An 18,748-nucleotide genomic window follows, 5' to 3' on the forward strand; every position below is an offset into this window, starting at 1 on the left:
CAGCCTGACCAGGCTTTATGAGAACCCAACGGGCTTCTCTCCCCCTTCTGAGCCGGTTCTCATGCACTCCTCATGCACCGGGTCGAGCTTGGTCGTCATGAGCGAACAGCAGCGGCACCCCAGCGAGCAGTACGGCCCGTACCAGCCCCACCCGCAGGACGGGCCGTACCGCGCCCAGGAGCCCCGGGTGATCGAGGGCACCGTGCTCGGCGCCGGCGCGAGCGCCACCGGCCCGACCGGGTACGAGCACGGCACCGGGTACGGCCACGACACCGGGTACGACACCGGGTACGGCTACCGCGAGGACCACTCCGACGGCGTCTTCGACGGACCGCCGCCTCCCCCGCCGATCCCGCCCGAGCCGCCCACGATCCTCGGGCCGGACTCCCCCGAGGGCCCCGGCCACCACGGCGGCCGGGCCCGGCGCGGACTGCTGCGCGGCCGGCTCGCCATGGTCACCGCCGTCGCCGCGGTCGCCGCCGTCCTCGGCGGGGTCACCGGCGGACTGGTCGCCACCGACCGGCAGGGCTCCGGCAACCGCGTCGGCACCATCGCCAGCCCGGTCTCCGCCCGCTCCGACGGCAGCGCCGACGTGGCCGCCGTCGCCGCCGCCGTCTCGCCCAGCACCGTCCAGATCACCGTCAAGAACGGCAACGGCACGGCCACCGGCACCGGCGTCGTCCTGAACACCGACGGGCAGATCCTCACCAACTACCACGTGATCGACACCGCGGCCGCCGGCGGCACGATCACCGTCACCTTCAAGGACGGCTCCACCGCCCGGGCCACCGTCACCGGCACCGACAAGGCCCTCGACGTCGCCGTGATCACCGCCACCGGCGCGAAGAACCTCACCCCCGCCGTCCTCGGCGACTCGTCCGCCGTGGCCATCGGCGACCCGGTCGTCGCCATCGGCAACCCCGACGGCCTCACCGGCACCGTCACCTCCGGCATCATCAGCGCCGAGAACCGCGACGTCACCGTCCAGCTCGACGAGGGCAGCACCAGCGGCAACGGCGGCTTCGGCCTCCCCTTCCTGCCCGGCCTGCCCGGCGGGCGCGGCACCGCCCCGCAGTCGGACAGCGGCAGCACCACCACCTACAAGGCCTTCCAGACCGACGCCGCGCTCAACCCCGGAAACTCCGGCGGCCCGCTGATCAACGCCGGCGGCCAGGTCATCGCGATCAACTCGGCGATGTACGCGCCCGGCGGCTCCGGCTCCTCCGGCAGCGGCTCGGCCGGCAGCGTCGGCCTCGGCTTCGCCATCCCGATCAACGACATCAAGCAGGTCCTGCCGAAGCTCGAAGCCGGCCAGAGTCTGTGATCCGCACTCCCTGAGACGGACAATTGCTCCCAGCAGGCCCCCGAACCGACGAGAAAGGGCACCCGCCCATGACCCCGTCCGCCGACGACCGCACCGCCGCCGAGGCCGGCCACCCCTCCGCCCGGCTCCTCGTGGTCGACGACGAACCCGCCCTCCGGGACGCCCTGGAGAGCAGCCTCGCCTTCGAGGGGTACGAGGTCGCCACCGCCACCGACGGCTACGAAGCCCTGGAGTCCGTCGAACGCGACCGGCCCGACCTCGTCCTGCTGGACATCATGATGCCCCGGATGGACGGCCTCACCGCCGTCCGCCGGATGCGCTCGCGCGGCGACACCGTCCCGGTGCTGATGCTGACCGCCCGCGACGCCGTCGGCGACCGCGTCACCGGCCTCGACGTCGGCGCCGACGACTACCTCGCCAAGCCCTTCGAGCTCGACGAACTCCTCGCCCGCGTCCGTGCCCTGCTGCGCCGCAACGCCCTCGCCGTCGAGGCCGCGGCCCGCGCCGCCGCCGAGGACGAGAGCGAGGTGCTCGCCTTCGCCGACCTGCGGATGAACACCGCCACCCGCGAGGTCACCCGGGCCGGCAAGCCGATCGAGCTCACCCGCACCGAGTTCATGCTGCTGGAGATGTTCCTCGCCCACCCCCGCCAGGTCCTCACCCGCGAACAGATCCTCAAGGCGGTCTGGGGCTTCGACTTCGAGCCCTCCTCCAACTCCCTGGACGTGTACGTGATGTACCTGCGCCGCAAGACCGAGCAGGGCGGCATGCCCCGCCTGATCCAGACCGTCCGCGGCGTCGGCTACGCCCTGCGCCCGGCCGCCGGCACGAGCGCGTGAACAACGTTCCGCCCCCTCCACTGACCCCGCCCCGCACGCCGGGCCGCCGGCAGCGCCTGGTCCACTGGTTCCGCTCCCGCTCGCTGCGCAGCCGCCTCACCTTCCTGAGCGCGGCCGCGGTGGCGGTGGCGATCGCGCTGTCGGCGCTGGCGTGCTGGTTCATCGTGGAGAAGCAGTTGTACGACCAGGTGCGCACCGACCTGCTCAGCGCCGAGCCGGAACCGCTGCCCAAGAACGGCAACATCCCCTGCGGATCCACGCCGCAGGAGGCACTCGCCCTGTCGCTGGCCACCCCGCGGAGCAGCCGTCCGCCGTCGGACCTGGGCAGCCCGCCGTTGCGGGACACCCAGAACGTGTCCTCCGACCTGACCCAGGTCTGCCTGCCGCCCGGCGCCAAGCGGGCGGTCGTCATCCAGCCGAGCGACGCCAAGGTCTTCGCGCTCAAGAAGGCCCAGCCCGTCATCCGCGACGGGCAGTACACCGACGGCAAGCCCGCCATGGTCCGGCTGGCCTGGTACCCCAACGTCAACCCGGGCTACCCGCCGGTCCTGGTCATGGTCGCGGCGCCGACCCAGCCCGTCGAGGACTCCCTGCAGGGCCTCGCCATCCTCCTCGGCTCCGTCTCCGCCGGCGGCATCCTGCTCGCCGCCATCGCCGGCCGTCTGGTCGCCCACTCCTCGCTCAAGCCCGTCGACCACCTCACCGGCGCCGTCGAGCACATCGCCCGGACCGAGGAGGTCGGCACCACCATCCCGGTGCGCGGCGACGACGAGATCGCCCGGCTGTCCGCCTCGTTCAACTCGATGAGCACCGCCCTCGCCAACTCCCGCGAGCGGCAGACCCGGCTGATCGCCGACGCCGGGCACGAGCTCCGCACCCCGCTGACCTCCCTGCGCACCAACGTCGACCTGCTGATCCGCAGCGACCGGACCGGCCGCCCGCTGCCCGCCGCGACCAGGACCAAGCTGCTCGGCAACATGAAGGCGCAGATGCAGGAGCTCACCGTCCTGATCGGCGACCTGCTCCAGCTCTCCCGCCCGGACACCCCGAAGAGCGGCCCGGCCCTCACCGTGGTCGCCCTGCACGAGATCGCCGGACGGGCCGTCGAACGGGCCGAGCTCCGCGGCCCCGGGCTCGTCTTCGAGACCGACACCGACCCCTGGTACGTGCACGGCGACGCCTCCGGGCTGGAACGGGCGGTGATCAACCTGCTGGACAACGCGGTCAAGTACAGCCCGCCCGGCGGGACCATCGAAGTCCGGCTGCACCAGGGCGTGCTGACCGTCCGCGACCACGGCCCCGGCATCCCGCCGGACGAACTCCAGTACGTCTTCGACCGGTTCTGGCGCTCGCCCTCCTCGCGCCAGCTGCCCGGCTCCGGCCTCGGGCTGTCGATCGTCGCCCAGAGCGTCCGGGAGGCGGGCGGCGAGGTCTCCCTCGGCCCCGCCCCCGACGGCGGTCCGGGCGCGCTGGCCACCGTCCGGCTGCCCGGCGGCCCCGCCCCGGAATGACGGAGGGGGCGGGCGGGGCGCCCCGACAGCGCCCCGCCCGCCCCCTCCGGTAGCCGGCTCCGGTCAGTCGATGTCGCTGCCCGGGCCGATGACCTTGATCCGGTCCTGCGCCGGCGCCCGGAGCGGCGAGGCCGCCGAGCTGTGGGCGCTCAGGTAGGCAGCGAAGACGTCCAGGTCCGAGGCGCCGACCAGCTTGTCGGTGCCGGCCGCGAAGGCCGGGAAGCCGTCGCCGCCGCCGGCCAGGAACTCGTTGGCCGCGACCCGGTAGCTGCCGGCCGGGTCGACCGGGGCGCCGTTCAGCCGGACCGAGTCCAGGACCACCCGGTCCGCACCGGTCTTGCGCATGTCCAGGGTGTAGTGCAGGTTCGACGACACCTGGAGGACCTTCGGCGCGGCGGTGTTGGAGCCGCTCACCTGCTGCTGGAGCAGCTGGATCAGCTGGGCGCCGGTCAGCGTCTTGACCTGCATCATGTTGGTGAACGGCTGGACGGTGAACGCCTCGCCGTAGGTCACCACGCCGTCGCCCTCGCCGCCCGAGGCCTTGTACACCAGGTCGGAGCGGATGCCGCCGGGGTTCATGAAGGCGACCTGCGCGCCGCCCTTGTCGGCCGGGGCCAGCCCGGCGAGCTGCGCGTCGGCGATCACGTCACCGAGCGGCTTCTCCAGGTCGCTGTTGCCGCGGCCGTTGATGTCCGAGGCGATGTAGCCGATCGGCCGGTTGGCGATCGGGGCGGCCAGCTTGGAGTAGCGGTCGACCAGCGCCGTCATGTCGGGCGCCTTGTCGACCGTGCGGCGCACCACGTGGTTCTCGGCCTTGACCGAGGGGCGCACGATCTCGCCGGTGGTCTTGTCCAGCTTCATGTCGATCTCGGTGAAGAGCCGGCCGAAGGAGGCGGCACTGGTCACCGAGCGCGGGACGCCGTTGGGGTCGGGGATGCTGCAGGCGTACGCGTTGTGGGTGTGGCCGGTGACGATGGCGCCGACCGCCGGGTCGATCTTCTTCGCGATGTCGACGATCGGGCCGGAGACGCCCTGGCCGGCCGCTCCGCAGTCGTAGTTGTAGACGCTGCCGGCCGGGTAGCCGCCCTCGTGGATCAGCGCGACGATCGAGTTGACGCCCTTGGCCTTGAGCTCGGCGGCGTACTTGTTGATCGTGGTGACCTCGTTGGCGAACTTCAGGCCCTTGACGCCCTCGGCGGTCACGATGTTCGGCGTGCCCTCCAGGGTGACGCCGATGAAGCCGACCTTCACGCCCTGGGACTTGGTCACCCAGTACGGGGCCAGCAGCGGCTTGCCGGTCTTCTCGTCAGTGACGTTGGCCGACAGGTAGTTGAAGTTGGCGCCCTTGAAGGTGCGGCCGGGCTCGTAGCAGCCGTCGGTCGGGTGGCAGCCGCCCTCCTGCATGCGCCGCAGCTCCTGCGCACCCTCGTCGAACTCGTGGTTGCCCACGGAGGTGACGTCCAGGCCGAGCTTGTCCATCGCCTCGATGGTCGGCTCGTCGTGGAAGAGTGCCGAGGTGAGCGGGGAGGCGCCGATGATGTCGCCGGCCGCGACGGTGATCGAGTCGTCGGCCGGGATCCGCGCCTTGCGCAGCTCGGTGGCCAGGTACTCGATGCCGCCGGCCGGGGTGGCGACCTCCTTGCCGGTGGCCGGGTCGATCTCCTTGATCGTGCCGGACGAGCCGGCCGGGGGCTCCAGGTTGCCGTGGAAGTCGTTGATCGCCAGCAGCTGGAGGTTGACGGTCTTGTGGCGCTTGGCGTTGGCGTCGGCGGCCTGGGCGGCCGTCGGCACGGCCACCGTGCCGAACAGACCTGCGGCGGCGACGACGGCGAGCGCCGTCCGTCGGGATCTGGCGGTGAGCATGAAGGGTTCCCCTGCACCTTGGAAGGAGTACCGGCTGCGGACAGCATCGGCGTACGGGCATGTGTTGCGACTGCGAAGCCTAGGGTCAACGCGCGTAGCTGTCAGGACGTCGGACGTAACGAGAGCATTACCTCCTGACGAACCATCGCCGTCCGCGGAGTGCGAACCCTGCGGAGAGACGCCCCCGGGGCCCGCTCAGACGCCCGGCTCCGCGGCCAACTGCCGCTCCGCTCGCTCCCGTTCGGCCACCGCGTCCTCGGTCATCGCACGGTCGGTGTAGACCAGCGGACGCTCCGCCTCGGTGATGATGTGCTTGACCACCTGGACGTTGCCGTTGACGTCCCAGACCGCGATGCCCGGCGACAGGGTGGGGATGATCTCCACCGCCCAGCGCGGCAGGCCCAGCACCCGGCCGGTGGCCCGCGCCTCCTCGGCCTTCTGCATGTAGATCGTCCGGGTGGAGGCCATCTTCAGGATCGCCGAAGCCTCCTTGGCCGCCGCGCCGTCCACCACGTCGGACAGGTGGTGCACCACCGCGACGAAGGACAGGCCGAGCCGGCGGCCGAACTTCAGCAGCCGCTGGAAGAGCTGGGCCACGAAGGGGCTGTTGATGATGTGCCAGGCCTCCTCGACCAGGAAGATGCGCTTCTTCCGGTCCGGCCGGATCCAGGTGTGCTCCAGCCACACCCCGACGATCGCCATCAGGATCGGCATCGCGATCGAGTTGCGGTCGATGTGCGAGAGGTCGAAGACGATCAGCGGCGCGTCCAGGTCGATGCCGTCGGTGGTCGACCCGTCGAACATGCCGCGCAGGTCACCGTCGACCAGCCGGTCCAGCACCAGCGCCACGTCCAGACCCCAGGACTGCACCTCGCCCACCGCCACGCCCAGCGACTCCACCGAGGACAGCTCGGGGTTGCGCAGGGTGTCGATGATGTCGTCCAGCACCGGCTGGCGGTCCTTCACCGAGGACACCACGTGGGCGTGCGCGGCCTTCAGTGCGAAGCCGGCCCGCTCCTCCAGCCCACGCCCCATCGCCACCTCGACGATGGTGCGCAGCAGCGACAGCTGGCCGGTCTGGGTGATCGCCGGGTCCAGCGGGTTGAGCTTCACCCCGCCGTCCCGGGCCGCCATCGGATCCAGCCGGATCGGCTTTATGCCCAGCGCGTTGGCGATCAGGTTCCACTCGCCCACGCCGTCCTCGCCCTGCGCGTCCAGCACCACGACCTGGCGGTCCCGGAACCTCAACTGCCGTAGCACGTAGGTCTTCTCCAGCGCCGACTTGCCGTTGCCGGACTCGCCGAGCACCAGCCAGTGCGGGGCCGGCAGCTGCTGCCCGTACAGCTGGAAGGGGTCGTACACGTACCCCTTGCCGCTGTACACCTCCCGCCCGATGATCACGCCGGAGTCGCCCAACCCGGGGGCGGCGGTGGGCAGATAGACGGCCTGCGCCTGGCCGGTGGAGGTGCGCACCGGCAGGCGGGTGGTCTCCACCTTGCCGAACATCAGGCTGGTGAACGCCTCGGTGAGGTTGCCGAGCGCCATGGGCGGCCTCCTGACGGGTCAGCGGTGGACGTGCGGACGTGCGGGGTCGTGCGGACGTGCGGGGTCGGGCGGTGTGCCCGGGCGGCTCAGCGGCGGATGCCGGTGGCGAACGGAAGGGTGTTGACGAAGGCCCGGTGGTGCTCGCGGTCGCACCACTCCAGCTTGAGGTAGCTCTTGCCGGCCGAGGCCCGGATGGTCCGCTTGTCGCGGGCCAGCGCGTCGGGGTTGCGCGAGGAGACCGTGATGTAGCCGACCAGGTTCACCCCGGCCGCGCCGGAGGCCAGGTCGTCACCGCGCTGGTCCACCCGGCCGGTGTGCGCCAGGTCACGCGGGTCGACCGTCCGGTTCATCTTCGCCGCACGGCTGGCCTCGGCCTCGTCGTTGGTCTTCTCGGTCAGCATCCGCTCGATCGCGACGTCGGTGGGCTCCAGGTCCATCGTCACCGCCACCGTCCGGATCACGTCCGGAGTGTGCACCAGCAGCGGCGCCAGGAAGTTGACGCCCACCGGGGTGAGCGGCCACTCCTTGACCCACGCGGTGGCGTGGCACCACGGCTCCCGGGTCGCCGACTCCCGGGTCTTCGCCTGCAGGTACTGCGGGTCGGTCGCGTCCAGCTCGGCCGGCCAGGCATTGCGCCGGGACATCGCCTGGATGTGGTCGATCGGGTGGTCCGGGTCGTACATCGAGTGCAGCAGCGAGGAGAGCCGAGCCTGGCCCAGCGGCTGGCGCACCCGGATGTCCGCCTCGGCCAGCCGGGCGCAGATGTCGGTCAGCTCGCGCGCCATCACGGCCGCCAGCCCCTCGTCGTCCCGCGCCCGCCGCCCGGTCGCCGTCCGGCCCATCGCGTGCGCCTCGGCCGCCAGGTCACGGGTGTAGTGCATGCAGGCCACCAGGTACGCCCGGTGCTGCTCCGAGGAGGTCGACACCATCGACTGGAGCTGGTCGTACGAGTCCTGCAGCCAGCGCGGCGAGGACGGGTCCCCGCGGCGCTCGACGTCCTTGGCGTGCGCGTCCGGGTCGGCCGGCAGCGTCCGGGCCAGGATCTGCAGCCGGGTCACGAAGCCGTCCCCGTTCGCCACGTGCTTCAACAGCGTCCCGAAGCGGTCGACCAGGGCCTCCTGGTCCTCCGAGTCGCGCAGACCGACACCCGGGCCCTCGATCTCGATCGCGGCCGTCACCGTGCGCCGCTCCAGGTGCATCAGCACCCCCACCTCGTCCGGCCCGAACGGCGCCGTCAGCCAGCGCAGCCGCCCCACCCCCGGCGGCGGACCGACCTCCACCTCCCGGCCGTCCAACCGGGTGCCCGCGTCCATCACGTCCGAACGCCACACCGCCCGCCCGCTGCGGACCGTCCGGCGGTAGGTGCGGTTGATCTCCACCCACTTGTAGAACGTCCGCTTGCGGTACGGCACGTACACGGCCGCGATCGCGAGCGCCGGCAGACCGACCAGCCCGCCGATCCGCAGCGGCAGGACCGGCATCAACAGGCCCCAGAGCATCCCGAGGAAAGCCCCGAAGATGATCAGCATGATCTCGCCGGACTCCCGGTTCCGGCCGATCGGCGCGTTCGGGCGGGCCTTGCCGATCAGGTAGGTGCGGCGCTGGTGCACGTACGGCTGGGCGTACTGGGCACCGTACTGGCCGAGCGGTTCACTGCTCACTTACCCGTCACCCTCCCTTCGCTGGATTGCTGTCGCGGATCGAGGCCGAGGCCTGCGGCGGCCCGCCCTGCGGCGGCGGGGACGGCGTCCGGCCGGCGTGGGCGGCGATGCCCGGCGCGACCGAACCGCCGCCGGCACCCCCACCACCACCGGCCGCCTGCGGACCGCGGTCACCATGGGTGGTGATGCCCTGCTTCATCAGGTTCGCGGTGCCGTTGATCATCGCCGAACCCGCCTGCACGGCGTTGGCCCGGGCCCCGCGCATGTTCAGCAGCTCGTCGCCGAAGCCCGGCACGAAGCGGTAGACCGCGGCACTCGCGAAGATCGACAGGAACAGGATCGCCAGCCCGGACAACACCCGGGCGAAGTCGTCGTCGGCCCCGGCCCCGGTCGCCACCGCACCCGCCAGACCCAGGATGACCACGATGATCGGCTTCGCCAGGTCCACCGCCAGCATCACCCCCGCCCAGCGCCGCACGTGCTTCCACAACTGCCGGTCCACCAGCCCCGCGTACACCGCCGTACCCAGCAGCGCGCCGACGTACAGCATCGCCGCCCGGATCAGCAGCTCGATCCAGAGCACCGCCGCCGCCAGCACCGCGACCAGCGACACGATCACCAGGATCAGCGGACCACCGCCCACGTCACCCTTCTCCAACGTGTCGGCGAACCCGCCCAGGTACGACCCGGTGTCCGTCTTCGTCCCGACCGCTATCGCCTTGGTCAGCCCGTCCGTCACGCTCACCACGGTGAACAGGATCAACGGCGTGAACGCCGACGCCACCACCGTCAGCCACAGGAAGCCGATCGCCTCCGAGAACGCCGTCGTCAACGGCGCCCCCCGCACCGCCCGCTTCGCCACCGCCAGCAGCCACAGCACCAGCGTGATCACCGTCGACACGGCGAACACCACGGCGTACTGCTGCAGGAACGACGCATTGGTGAAGTCCACCTGCGTCGTCCCGTCGATCGCCCCCGACAACTTCCGCACCACCCACGCCGCGGCCTGCGCACAGCTCTTGGCCAACGACCCCAACGGATCGGTCACGGCCCCGACGGTGCCACTCCCGGGGAGGGAACCACCGCCGGGCTTGTCAGCACAGAGGATGTCGCTGCCAGAAATCGGCAGGTCCGGGCAATTGGGGTTGCCCGTTCCGCTCGGCTTCGGGGTCGGTGACGGCTCTGCGAACACCCGCTGAGCTGCCGACAGCGCAGTCAGCTGCAGAGCGGCCAGCGCGCCGACAAGGGTGCCCACTCGGCGCCGTGCGCCGGATCGGCGTGAGGTCTGGTCAACGCGCAAAGCGGAACCCCCCGAACTGCTGGACGGCGCCGGTGATCTCATCGGCGGTGGCGGCCTGCTGATCTGCTGGCACCGGCGCGGGGCCCTGCCTGCTCGTGTAGTCGCTGAGCTTCCAGTCGCTGCCCGTCCAGTGCAGCGAGAGGGTGAGGGTGAACCAGTTGGTGGTCACCGGCTGGACGGAGCGCTCGCCGGCGAGGCCGGTGAGGCCGGTGCACCACACTTCGACCTTGGTGTCGTCGTCGCTGTAGCCGCCCGTCGACTTGGCGCCGACCGGTACCGTGCGGCTGACGAAGGTGAGGCCCTTGGGCGCGTGGCCCTGGGCGTCGAGTCCGTAGCGGGTGGCGGTGTCGCCGCCGAACCCCTGGTCCAGCCGGCTCTGCAGCCCCGCGAGTGCGCCCGGGTCGGCGATGGTGGCGACGATGGCGTGTCGGCTGTCGGTGCGGAACATGTCCGCCGAGCCGATCGCCACCGCGTAGTTGGTGGCGGCGGACTGGGCGCCGGGTTCGGTGTGCGGGTAGCCGGTGGGGATGCCGTTGACGGTGGTGCCGGCGGGCTGGTCGCCGCTGGGGGCGGGGCCCGCGCCGGAGCCGGCGCGGTCGGCGGAGCCGCCGCCGTCTCCGCCTCCGGTGCCGGGTGTGACGCGGTTGGCGATGGCGATGGCCACCACGAGCAGGGTGACGACGACCAGGACGGCCAGCAGACCGCGCAGCGGGCGGGACTGACGGTGGTTCTGCTGGGGGGAGGACTGTTCGCCGACCGGCAGCCGCGTGCGGGTGCGCGGCTGGTCGTCGGACAACGGCACGGTGGCCCTCCTGGTGCGGGGAGCCGGGGCGGCTCCGGGGGCCCTCCATCCGGGGGCGGGCGCGGACGGAGGGTGGGATCGGGGGTGGGTACCTGGCGGGACGGCCGTCGGTGGGGTCCGGACGGGGGCCCGGCCTCGGGCAGCTCGGACTACTGCTGTCCGATCGTCAGATGGCCATGCCGTAGACAATGGTGAACAGAGTGCCGAGTGATCCGATGATGAACACGCCGGTCAGTCCGGCGACGATCAGCCCCTTGCCCTGTTCGGCGCCGAAGCTGTCGCGCATCGCGGTCGCTCCGATCCGCTGCTTGGCCGCACCCCAGACCGCGATGCCCAGGCAGGCGAGGATGGCGACGGCCATGATCACCTCGACCATCACGCGCGCCTCCGAGCCGAGGGTCGCGAACGGCCCCCAGTCCGGGGCGATTCCGCCGATGATGGTGTCGATGTTCGGCTTCTTGGGGGGGTCCTCGGCCAGGTGGCCGACCGTATTGGTGTGCACGCTGCTCAGGTTCATATCCATCTCACCGCCCGATCAGGCAAATTCAAGGGCCCGGACCCGGCCCGCGCGAAGGGTCGGTACCTATTCTTGGCCAGATCTGATGTCGACTTGGCTACTTCTCGCGAATTGGTCGTGAGGCATCGGACACGTACGCCAGGATGTACACCGTACGAAGGATAGCGCTCACTGTTCGTATCTCTGATGATTGCGGTGAGCAACGCCTTCCGGGACACTTCGACTGACGATTCGTCGGGATGGTGCTGATGGTACTCCGGAAGGCCGGTACGGCCGCCGCCGCTGCGGGAGTTGTTGCGTTCGGGTTCATCGGGCTGGTGACGATGGGGACTTATGCGGCAAGTGGGACGCCGCAGCAGTCGGCGAATCGTTCCGCCCTCTCCCCCGGGACGGTCCCCGCGGCCTACCAGGACCCGATCCAGCGATGGGGAACGCTCTGCCCGCAGATCTCCCCCCCGATGCTCGCGGCGCAGCTGTACCAGGAGAGCGGTTTCGACCCGAAGGCGCGTTCCGGGGTCGGGGCGCAGGGGATGGCGCAGTTCATGCCGGGCACCTGGCCCAGCTACGCCACGGACGGCAACGGGGACGGCAGGGCGGACGTCTGGGACCCGCTGGACGCGATCGCCTCGGCGGCGACCTACGACTGCGCGATCGCCAGACGGGTCGCACAGGTCCCGGGCGACCCGCAGGCCAACCTGCTGGCCGCGTACAACGCCGGCGAGGGCGCGGTGGAGAAGTACAACGGGGTGCCGCCGTACAAGGAGACCCAGGGGTACGTGCGGAACATCCAGGCGATGGCCCGCAGCTTCACGGCGCCGGCCTCGCCGACCGCGCCGCTGGAGGTGTCCGCGCAGTCGTCGGCCGCGATCTACTTCGCGCAGACCAAGCTCGGCACCCCGTACCTGTGGGGCGGTGAGGGGCTGCCCTCGCAGAACGGGCGGTTCGACTGCTCGGGCCTGACCCAGGCGGCGTTCGCCAGTGTGGGCATCACCCTGCCCCGGGTGGCCAACGACCAGTGGTACGCCGGTCCGCACCCGTCGCGCGACCAGCTGCGGCCGGGCGACCTGGTGTTCTGGGCGACGGACCTGAGCGATCCGCGGAGCATCCACCACGTGGGGATCTACGTCGGCGGCGGGTACATGATCAACGCGCCGCACACCGGCGCGGTGATCCGCTACGACAAGATCGACACCAGGGAGTACATCGGCGCGACCCGGGTCACCTCGGACGGCGCCCAGGCGCTGCCCACCCGCAACAACGAGGGCGCCGTCAACGCCCCGAGCCGACCGGCCGGGACGGAGCCCACCGCCCCGGCCGGCGCCCCGGCGACCCCCGCCCAGCCGGCGGCCGCCGCCCCGCCCGCGCAGGCCGGGCCGAGCCCCGCCGGGGCCGGCCGGTAGGCCCCGGTGCGGCCGGGTCGGACGGGACCTGTGTGCGCACTGTGGACGCTGAGTCAAGTTTCGATAACCGCGCGTTTCCGTGGAACGCTGTGCCCCGGAAATGACGTTTCCTCCGGTGGCCCGCCGTCAGCTCTCCGCGCCGGACGGGCCCCGCCACGACGATGACGATCAGGTGCAGACCAGAAGGAGGTGCGGCGTGTCGACGCCGCTTGCCGACACGACCAACCCCGACCTCGACCTGCTCTACGCCGTCAACGGCCTGGCCAAGCGCTCCCCGCAGTGGCTGGACCACCTGGTCTCGTGGATCGGCGAGTACGGCATCCTGATCGGTCTGGCGATGCTCGGCCTGGTGGCCTGGCTCCAGGCGAGACGCCGTCCGGACGCGCCGGTGGCGATGGCGGGGCTGCTCTGGGTGCCGCTCTCGGTGGCGATCGCCGAGCTGGCCAACCTGCCGATCGCCGCGATCGTGAACCGCCCCCGACCCTTCGTCGACCATCCCGGGCTGCTGGTCCTGGTGGACGGCAAGGCCGGCACCCACTCCTTCGTCAGCGACCACTCGACCATGACCATGGGCGTCGCGGTGGCGCTGTTCCTGGTGAACCGCAGGCTGGGCTGGATCGCCGGCGGGCTGGCGCTGCTCCAGGGCTTCTGCCGGATGTTCATGGGCGTCCACTATCCGACCGACGTGATCGGTGGCTTCGCGCTCGCCGTCGCCGTGGTGCTGCTGCTGGCGCCGATCGCGATGGCCGTGCTGGTGCCGTTCTGCCACGCGCTGAGCCGGACGGCGGTCGCCCCGCTGGTCCGGGCGCCCGAGCGCGGCGGCGCGGCCCGGGCCGGGGCCGGTCCGCGCGGCCGTCGGCGCGGACGCGGGCCGGTGCGGACCGGGGATCAGCCGCCGGAGTCCGATCTGGCGGCCTGACCCCGCCCCGCGGCTCCGGGGCCCGGTGGGGGTCAGTCCGGCTCGGCGCCGATCTCGGCGAGGTGGTCGGCCCCTTCCCGGCGGGCCAGGTCGCGCGAGCGGCGGGCCGGGGAGTACCAGCCGCAGCTGCAGGTCGCGAAGGCGAAGGAACCGCGTTCGCCGACCGTGAGGTGGTGTTCGGGCATCCGGGCGGTGCCGGGTGCGACCGGCAGCTCACTGTGCACGTGGTTCACCGTAACGTGCCGGACGCCCCGGCCGCGACGGATCCGCGACCCGGACACCCGTGACTCTTCTCGCCCCAACTCGTTTGCCCGGAAAGAGCTCTGCCCACCCGAGGGGGTCCGGCGGGGCAGTCGGGCCCGAGGGGGTTGTCGCGAGGATGAAGATGACCGACCAGCAGCGCACCGGGAGGCCGGCAGGCCGTCCGGGTGCGCACCTGCGCTCGGCGGCCGGGGCCGCCCTGCTCGCCGCCGCCCTGGCGGCGGGAGCCGCCGGCTGCTCCGGCGGCGCCGTCAGCGGCTCCTCCGACCAGCAGTCGGGCGCCCCCGACCAGCTCGCCGCGGACCCGCTGACGGCGGTGCGCAACGCCGCCGACATCACCGGCCGCACCGGCTCCGCCCGCACCGCGACCGAGCTGGTCACCGAGTCGGCCGAGAAGAAGGCCTCGTTCAGCGGCACCGGCGGCTACGACTACGTGAAGCGGATCGGCCGGCTGGAGGTCCAGGTGCCGCCGGGCGCGGCGACCACCGGGAAGATCGTCGAGGTGGTCCTGCCGGGCACCGTCTACCTCCAGAACAGCGGCGCCAAGGTCCCCGAGGGCAAGTGGGTCAAGCTGGACGTGCGCCAGCTGCCCGACGGCAACCTGGTCAGCAGCGGCGCGACCGACCCGGCCTCGGCCGCGGGGGCGCTGCGCGGGGCCCAGAAGGCGGACGCGGTGGGCACCGAGACCGTCGACGGGGTCGCGCTGCACCACTACCGGGGCACCCTGGACCTGGCGAAGGCCGCCGACGCGACCGGCGGCCGGGGCGGGGACGGTCTGCGGATGGGTGCGCAGACCTTCACCGTCAAGGAGGTCCCGTACGACGCCTGGCTGGACGACCAGGGCCGGCTGCGCAAGGTGGTCGAGGTGTTCACCTTCGCCGGGGTGGCCGGCTCGAAGGAGCCCAAGGACCAGGTGAAGGTGACGTCGACGACCTCGCTGGCGGACTTCGGCAAGCCGGTCGAGGCGGCCGAGCCCTCGGCCTCGGACATCTACCAGATGAAGCCCACGGAGAGCCCGAAGTAGGGCGGGCCCGACACGCCCTGGGCCGCCGGGGCAGCGCTCCGGTGCCGGGGCGAGACGGGGTGCCGCCGGGGCGGGTGGCCGTCCGGGGAGCGACGGCCACCCGTTTCGGCGGCGCCGAGATGGCCCGTCCGTGCCATGTGGGCGGGCCCCGAAGTGCCTAGGCTGGACTCCGGGTGGCTGCCGCCCGGGCTGGCGAGGCACTGAAGGGGTGGTGCGAGTGGTGTCGTCCACGGGCGGCCGCAGCGGCGGCCACGACGACGCGGCCCTCGACGAGATCGAGCTGGCCGGCGAGCTGATGATCGCCGCGACGGCCAGCTCCGGCGACCGGCTGCCGACCGAGCGGATCGACGAGGTGCTGCTGGACCGGGCGGAGCCCGGGCCGGCCGACCGGGAGGCCGGCGGCTAGCGGGCCCCGGGGGCGGCGGCCCCGGAGCGGCGGGCCCCCGGGCGCGTCTCCGGAGCGGCGGAGGGCCGGCGGTTCAGCTGCGCAGCAGGCGGCTGATCGCGGCGGTGGCCTCCGCCACCTTGGCGTCCAGCTCGGTGCCGCCCTCCTCCGCGGCCGCGGCGACGCAGTGCCGCAGGTGCTCCTCCAGCAGGGAGAGCGCGAAGGACTGCAGGGCCTTGGTGCCGGCCGAGACCTGGGTGAGCACGTCGATGCAGTAGACGTCCTCGTCGACCATGCGCTGGAGGCCGCGGATCTGGCCCTCGATCCGGCGCAGCCGCTTGAGGTGGGCGTCCTTCTGCGCGCTGTAGCCGTGCGGGCCGTGGTGCCCCGCCGGAGTGTGGTCGGCGTGCGGGTCGGTCCCCTGCGCGTGCTCCGGCTCGGTGCGCGCTTGCGTCGTGGTCATCGGCCCCGCCTTCGTCTCAGTGCCTGGTGGCTGCGTCGGCCCCCAGTGTCCAACACCCGGGCCCTCCGTGGTGTTCCGACGGCCGGTCCGGCATGTGCCGTCGGGCCCGGGAGGAGGTGTCCGCTCCGGTTCACCCGTCTGAGCGGCGCCCCGGTTCTTCCGCGCGCACGACGAGGACAATCCGGGCGAGGTTCCGTCAGACTGAGGGATCGAGTCCACACGTGGCGGTGCGGCCCGGATCAGCCGGTGCGGCAGCCGAACGGAAGGGGAGGTTCCGGCTCCTTCCCCGACACCCGTTTGCGTGATTGCGCTTGGTTGCACCTAGCATCGTTCAGTCCCTACCCCGCACATCGGAGATTTCCGTGCGTTTTAGCCTCACCCCGAAGGAGACGAGCTTCTACGACATGTTCGCCGCCGCGGCGGAGAACCTCGTCGTCGGATCGAAGCTCCTTTTGGAGCTGCTGGGATCAGACGTGTCGGCCCGTGCGGAGATCGTCGAGCGCATGCGCGCCGCCGAGCACGCCGGGGACGACACCACCCACGCCGTCTTCCACCAGCTGAACTCGTCCTTCATCACGCCCTTCGACCGCGAGGACATCTACAGCCTCGCCTCGTCGCTGGACGACATCATGGACTTCATGGAGGAGGCGGTCGACCTGGTCGTCCTCTACGACATCCAGACCCTCCCGAAGGGGATCGAGCAGCAGATCGAGGTGCTGGCGCGCGCCGCGGAACTCACCGCCGAGGCGATGCCGAACCTGCGCAGCATGTCCAACCTCACCGAGTACTGGATCGAGGTCAACCGGCTGGAGAACCAGGCCGACCAGATCCACCGCAAGCTGCTCGCCCACCTGTTCTCCGGTCAGTACGACGCCATCGAGGTCCTCAAGCTCAAGCAGGTCGTGGACGTCCTTGAGGAGGCGGCGGACGCGTTCGAGCACGTCGCCAACACGGTGGAGACCATCGCCGTCAAGGAGTCCTGACCGCCGTGGACATGGCAGCACTCATCGCCGTCGTCGGCGTTGCGTTCTTCTTCACCTACACCAACGGCTTCCACGACTCGGCGAACGCGATCGCCACCTCGGTCTCCACCCGGGCGCTCACCCCCCGGGCGGCGCTGGCGATGGCCGCGGTGATGAACCTGGCCGGCGCGTTCCTGGGCAGCGGCGTAGCGCACACCGTCTCCAAGGGGATCATCGAGACCCCCACCGGCGACCAGGGGATGGCGATCCTGTTCGCCGCCCTGGTCGGGGCGATCACCTGGAACCTGGTCACCTGGTACTTCGGCCTCCCGTCCTCCTCCTCGCACGCGCTGTTCGGCGGCATGGTGGGCGCGGCGCTGGCCGGCGGCGTCGACGTGATCTGGAGCGGGGTCCTCGACAAGATCATCATCCCGATGATCGTCTCGCCGGTGGTCGGCCTGGTCGGCGGCTTCGTGGTGATGCTGGCGATCCTGTGGATCTTCCGCCGGGCCAACCCGCACCGCGCCAAGCGCAACTTCCGGGTCGCCCAGACCGCCTCGGCCGCCGCGATGGCCCTGGCACACGGCCTCCAGGACGCCCAGAAGACCATGGGCATCGTGGTCCTGGCCCTGACCATCTCCGGCCACCAGTCCGGCAACGGGATCCCGGTCTGGGTGAAGATCTCCTGCGCGACGATGCTCTCGCTGGGCACCTACGCGGGCGGCTGGCGGATCATGCGGACCCTCGGCCGCAAGATCATCGAGCTGGACCCGCCGCAGGGCTTCGCCGCCGAGGCCACCTCCGCCGCGGTCATGTACATCACCTCGTTCGTCTTCAAGGCGCCGATCTCCACCACCCACGTGATCACCGCGGCGATCATGGGCGCGGGGGCCACCAAGCGGATCCGCGCGGTGCGCTGGGGCGTCGCGAAGAACATCGTGCTCGGCTGGTTCATCACGATGCCGGCGGCCGCCATCGTCGCAGCGCTGATGTACTGGTTCGTCCACCTGTTCTGGGGCTGACGGCCCCGCAGGACGCGAACGGGCAGGGCCCGCCCCCACATCTCGGGGGCGGGCCCTTCTCCATGTCCCGCGGCGGCACCGCCATGCAGCACCACGGGACAGCTCGCGGTCCGTCGCGCTCCCCGGGACCGGGGAGTGCGACGGGGTCCGGTCTAGCCGAAGCGGCCGGAGATGTAGTCCTCGGTGGCCTGGACCTGCGGGTTCGAGAAGATCCGCTGGGTGTCGTCCAGCTCGATCAGCTTGCCCGGCTGGCCGACGCCGGCCAGGTTGAAGAAGGCGGTGCGGTCGCTGACCCGGGCCGCCTGCTGCATGTTGTGGGTCACGATGACGATGGTGAACTGCTCCTTCAGCTCGCCGATCAGGTCCTCGATGGCGAGGGTGGAGATCGGGTCGAGCGCGGAGCAGGGTTCGTCCATCAGCAGGACCTGGGGCTCGACCGCGATGGCGCGGGCGATGCACAGGCGCTGCTGCTGACCGCCGGAGAGACCGGCCCCCGGCTTGTTCAGCCGGTTGTGGACCTCGTTCCAGAGGTTGGCGCCCTTCAGCGAGCGCTCCACCACCTCGTCCAGCACGGACTTCTTCTTCACGCCGGAGAGCCGCAGACCCGCGATCACGTTGTCGTAGATCGACATGGTCGGGAACGGGTTCGGGCGCTGGAAGACCATGCCGACCGAGCGGCGCACGGCGACCGGGTCGACGTTGGAGGCGTACAGGTTCTCGTCGTCCAGGAGGACCTTGCCCTCGACCCGGGCGCCCGGGATCACCTCGTGCATCCGGTTGAGGGTCCGCAGGAAGGTGGACTTGCCGCAGCCGGAGGGGCCGATGAAGGCGGTCACCGAGCGGGGCTCGATGCTCATCGAGATGTCCTCGATGGCCTTGGTGGTGCCGTAGAAGGCCGACAGTCCGCTGACGTCGATGCGCTTGGCCATGATCGTTTGCTTCTCTCGTCT

Annotated in this window: 18 protein-coding genes; 9 read left to right on the top strand and 9 right to left on the bottom strand. The window is 71.6% G+C overall.

The window, feature by feature from the left end:
- Window positions 1-97 precede the first annotated feature (97 nt).
- The 3 genes from ACWD4P_RS00980 (at window position 98) to ACWD4P_RS00990 (ending at window position 3,674) form a co-directional block, all read left to right on the top strand.
- The gene (locus ACWD4P_RS00980) at window positions 98-1,324 is read left to right on the top strand and encodes a S1C family serine protease (RefSeq protein WP_449778140.1); all 1,227 of its coding nucleotides are present in this window, start codon (window positions 98-100) and stop codon (window positions 1,322-1,324) included.
- A gap of 68 nt (window positions 1,325-1,392) precedes the next feature.
- Window positions 1,393-2,163 (top strand): response regulator transcription factor, encoded by a 771-nt coding sequence (locus ACWD4P_RS00985; RefSeq protein WP_359818892.1) that lies wholly within the window; start codon window positions 1,393-1,395, stop codon window positions 2,161-2,163.
- A complete protein-coding gene (locus ACWD4P_RS00990; RefSeq protein ID WP_449778141.1) occupies window positions 2,160-3,674 on the top strand; it encodes a sensor histidine kinase in 1,515 nt (504 codons plus the stop codon). Before ACWD4P_RS00985 ends, ACWD4P_RS00990 begins: the two co-directional genes overlap by 4 nt.
- A gap of 63 nt (window positions 3,675-3,737) precedes the next feature.
- Here ACWD4P_RS00990 and ACWD4P_RS00995 read toward each other — a convergent pair whose 3' ends face one another.
- The 6 genes from ACWD4P_RS00995 to ACWD4P_RS01020 all read right to left on the bottom strand — a co-directional run bounded on the left by ACWD4P_RS00995 (window position 3,738) and on the right by ACWD4P_RS01020 (window position 11,362).
- Window positions 3,738-5,537 carry a bifunctional metallophosphatase/5'-nucleotidase gene (locus ACWD4P_RS00995; RefSeq protein ID WP_359818898.1) on the bottom strand — a complete coding sequence of 600 codons (1,800 nt, stop codon included), beginning with the start codon at window positions 5,535-5,537 and terminating at the stop codon, window positions 3,738-3,740.
- A 195-nt stretch (window positions 5,538-5,732) separates the two neighbouring features.
- The gene (locus tag ACWD4P_RS01000; protein ID WP_449778142.1) at window positions 5,733-7,082 is read right to left on the bottom strand and encodes an ATP-binding protein; all 1,350 of its coding nucleotides are present in this window, start codon (window positions 7,080-7,082) and stop codon (window positions 5,733-5,735) included.
- 86 nt (window positions 7,083-7,168) lie between these two features.
- Entirely contained in the window at window positions 7,169-8,743 is a 1,575-nt protein-coding gene (locus ACWD4P_RS01005; protein ID WP_359818903.1) for an SCO6880 family protein, read from the bottom strand.
- A 7-nt stretch (window positions 8,744-8,750) separates the two neighbouring features.
- Entirely contained in the window at window positions 8,751-9,998 is a 1,248-nt protein-coding gene (locus tag ACWD4P_RS01010) for a hypothetical protein (RefSeq protein WP_449778143.1), read from the bottom strand.
- A 34-nt stretch (window positions 9,999-10,032) separates the two neighbouring features.
- Window positions 10,033-10,845: a hypothetical protein gene (locus ACWD4P_RS01015; RefSeq protein WP_449778144.1), complete on the bottom strand. Its 813-nt coding sequence runs from the start codon at window positions 10,843-10,845 to the stop codon at window positions 10,033-10,035.
- 166 nt (window positions 10,846-11,011) lie between these two features.
- Window positions 11,012-11,362, bottom strand: coding sequence for a hypothetical protein (locus ACWD4P_RS01020; protein ID WP_449778145.1), 351 nt, complete (start codon window positions 11,360-11,362; stop codon window positions 11,012-11,014).
- Window positions 11,363-11,610: 248 nt separating this feature from the next.
- Here ACWD4P_RS01020 and ACWD4P_RS01025 point away from each other — a divergent pair, with 248 nt between their 5' ends.
- Together ACWD4P_RS01025 and ACWD4P_RS01030 are read left to right on the top strand one after the other, a co-directional pair.
- On the top strand, window positions 11,611-12,762 hold the full coding sequence (locus ACWD4P_RS01025; RefSeq protein ID WP_359818944.1) for a C40 family peptidase: 1,152 nt from the start codon (window positions 11,611-11,613) through the stop codon (window positions 12,760-12,762).
- A 196-nt stretch (window positions 12,763-12,958) separates the two neighbouring features.
- Window positions 12,959-13,681 carry a phosphatase PAP2 family protein gene (locus ACWD4P_RS01030; protein ID WP_449778146.1) on the top strand — a complete coding sequence of 241 codons (723 nt, stop codon included), beginning with the start codon at window positions 12,959-12,961 and terminating at the stop codon, window positions 13,679-13,681.
- 32 nt (window positions 13,682-13,713) lie between these two features.
- Here ACWD4P_RS01030 and ACWD4P_RS01035 read toward each other — a convergent pair whose 3' ends face one another.
- Complete coding sequence (locus ACWD4P_RS01035) at window positions 13,714-13,905, bottom strand: hypothetical protein (RefSeq protein ID WP_449778147.1); 192 nt, start codon at window positions 13,903-13,905, stop codon at window positions 13,714-13,716.
- 161 nt (window positions 13,906-14,066) lie between these two features.
- On the opposite strand from ACWD4P_RS01035, the gene ACWD4P_RS01040 reads away from it, so the two are divergent.
- Complete coding sequence (locus tag ACWD4P_RS01040) at window positions 14,067-14,966, top strand: LolA-like protein (protein WP_359818914.1); 900 nt, start codon at window positions 14,067-14,069, stop codon at window positions 14,964-14,966.
- A 217-nt stretch (window positions 14,967-15,183) separates the two neighbouring features.
- Window positions 15,184-15,372: a hypothetical protein gene (locus ACWD4P_RS01045; RefSeq protein ID WP_449778148.1), complete on the top strand. Its 189-nt coding sequence runs from the start codon at window positions 15,184-15,186 to the stop codon at window positions 15,370-15,372.
- 73 nt (window positions 15,373-15,445) lie between these two features.
- Here ACWD4P_RS01045 and ACWD4P_RS01050 read toward each other — a convergent pair whose 3' ends face one another.
- Window positions 15,446-15,814 (bottom strand): metal-sensitive transcriptional regulator, encoded by a 369-nt coding sequence (locus ACWD4P_RS01050; RefSeq protein WP_449778149.1) that lies wholly within the window; start codon window positions 15,812-15,814, stop codon window positions 15,446-15,448.
- A 362-nt stretch (window positions 15,815-16,176) separates the two neighbouring features.
- Here ACWD4P_RS01050 and ACWD4P_RS01055 point away from each other — a divergent pair, with 362 nt between their 5' ends.
- Complete coding sequence (locus tag ACWD4P_RS01055; protein WP_030059626.1) at window positions 16,177-16,797, top strand: DUF47 domain-containing protein; 621 nt, start codon at window positions 16,177-16,179, stop codon at window positions 16,795-16,797.
- 5 nt (window positions 16,798-16,802) lie between these two features.
- Entirely contained in the window at window positions 16,803-17,798 is a 996-nt protein-coding gene (locus ACWD4P_RS01060) for an inorganic phosphate transporter (RefSeq protein ID WP_359818918.1), read from the top strand.
- A gap of 152 nt (window positions 17,799-17,950) precedes the next feature.
- Here the strand turns inward: ACWD4P_RS01060 and pstB are convergent, their stop codons facing one another.
- Window positions 17,951-18,727, bottom strand: a complete 777-nt coding sequence (gene pstB / locus ACWD4P_RS01065; protein WP_359818921.1) for a phosphate ABC transporter ATP-binding protein PstB — start codon at window positions 18,725-18,727, stop codon at window positions 17,951-17,953.
- Window positions 18,728-18,748: the final 21 nt, after the last annotated feature.

The sequence above is a fragment of the Kitasatospora sp. NPDC002543 genome (assembly GCF_053594915.1).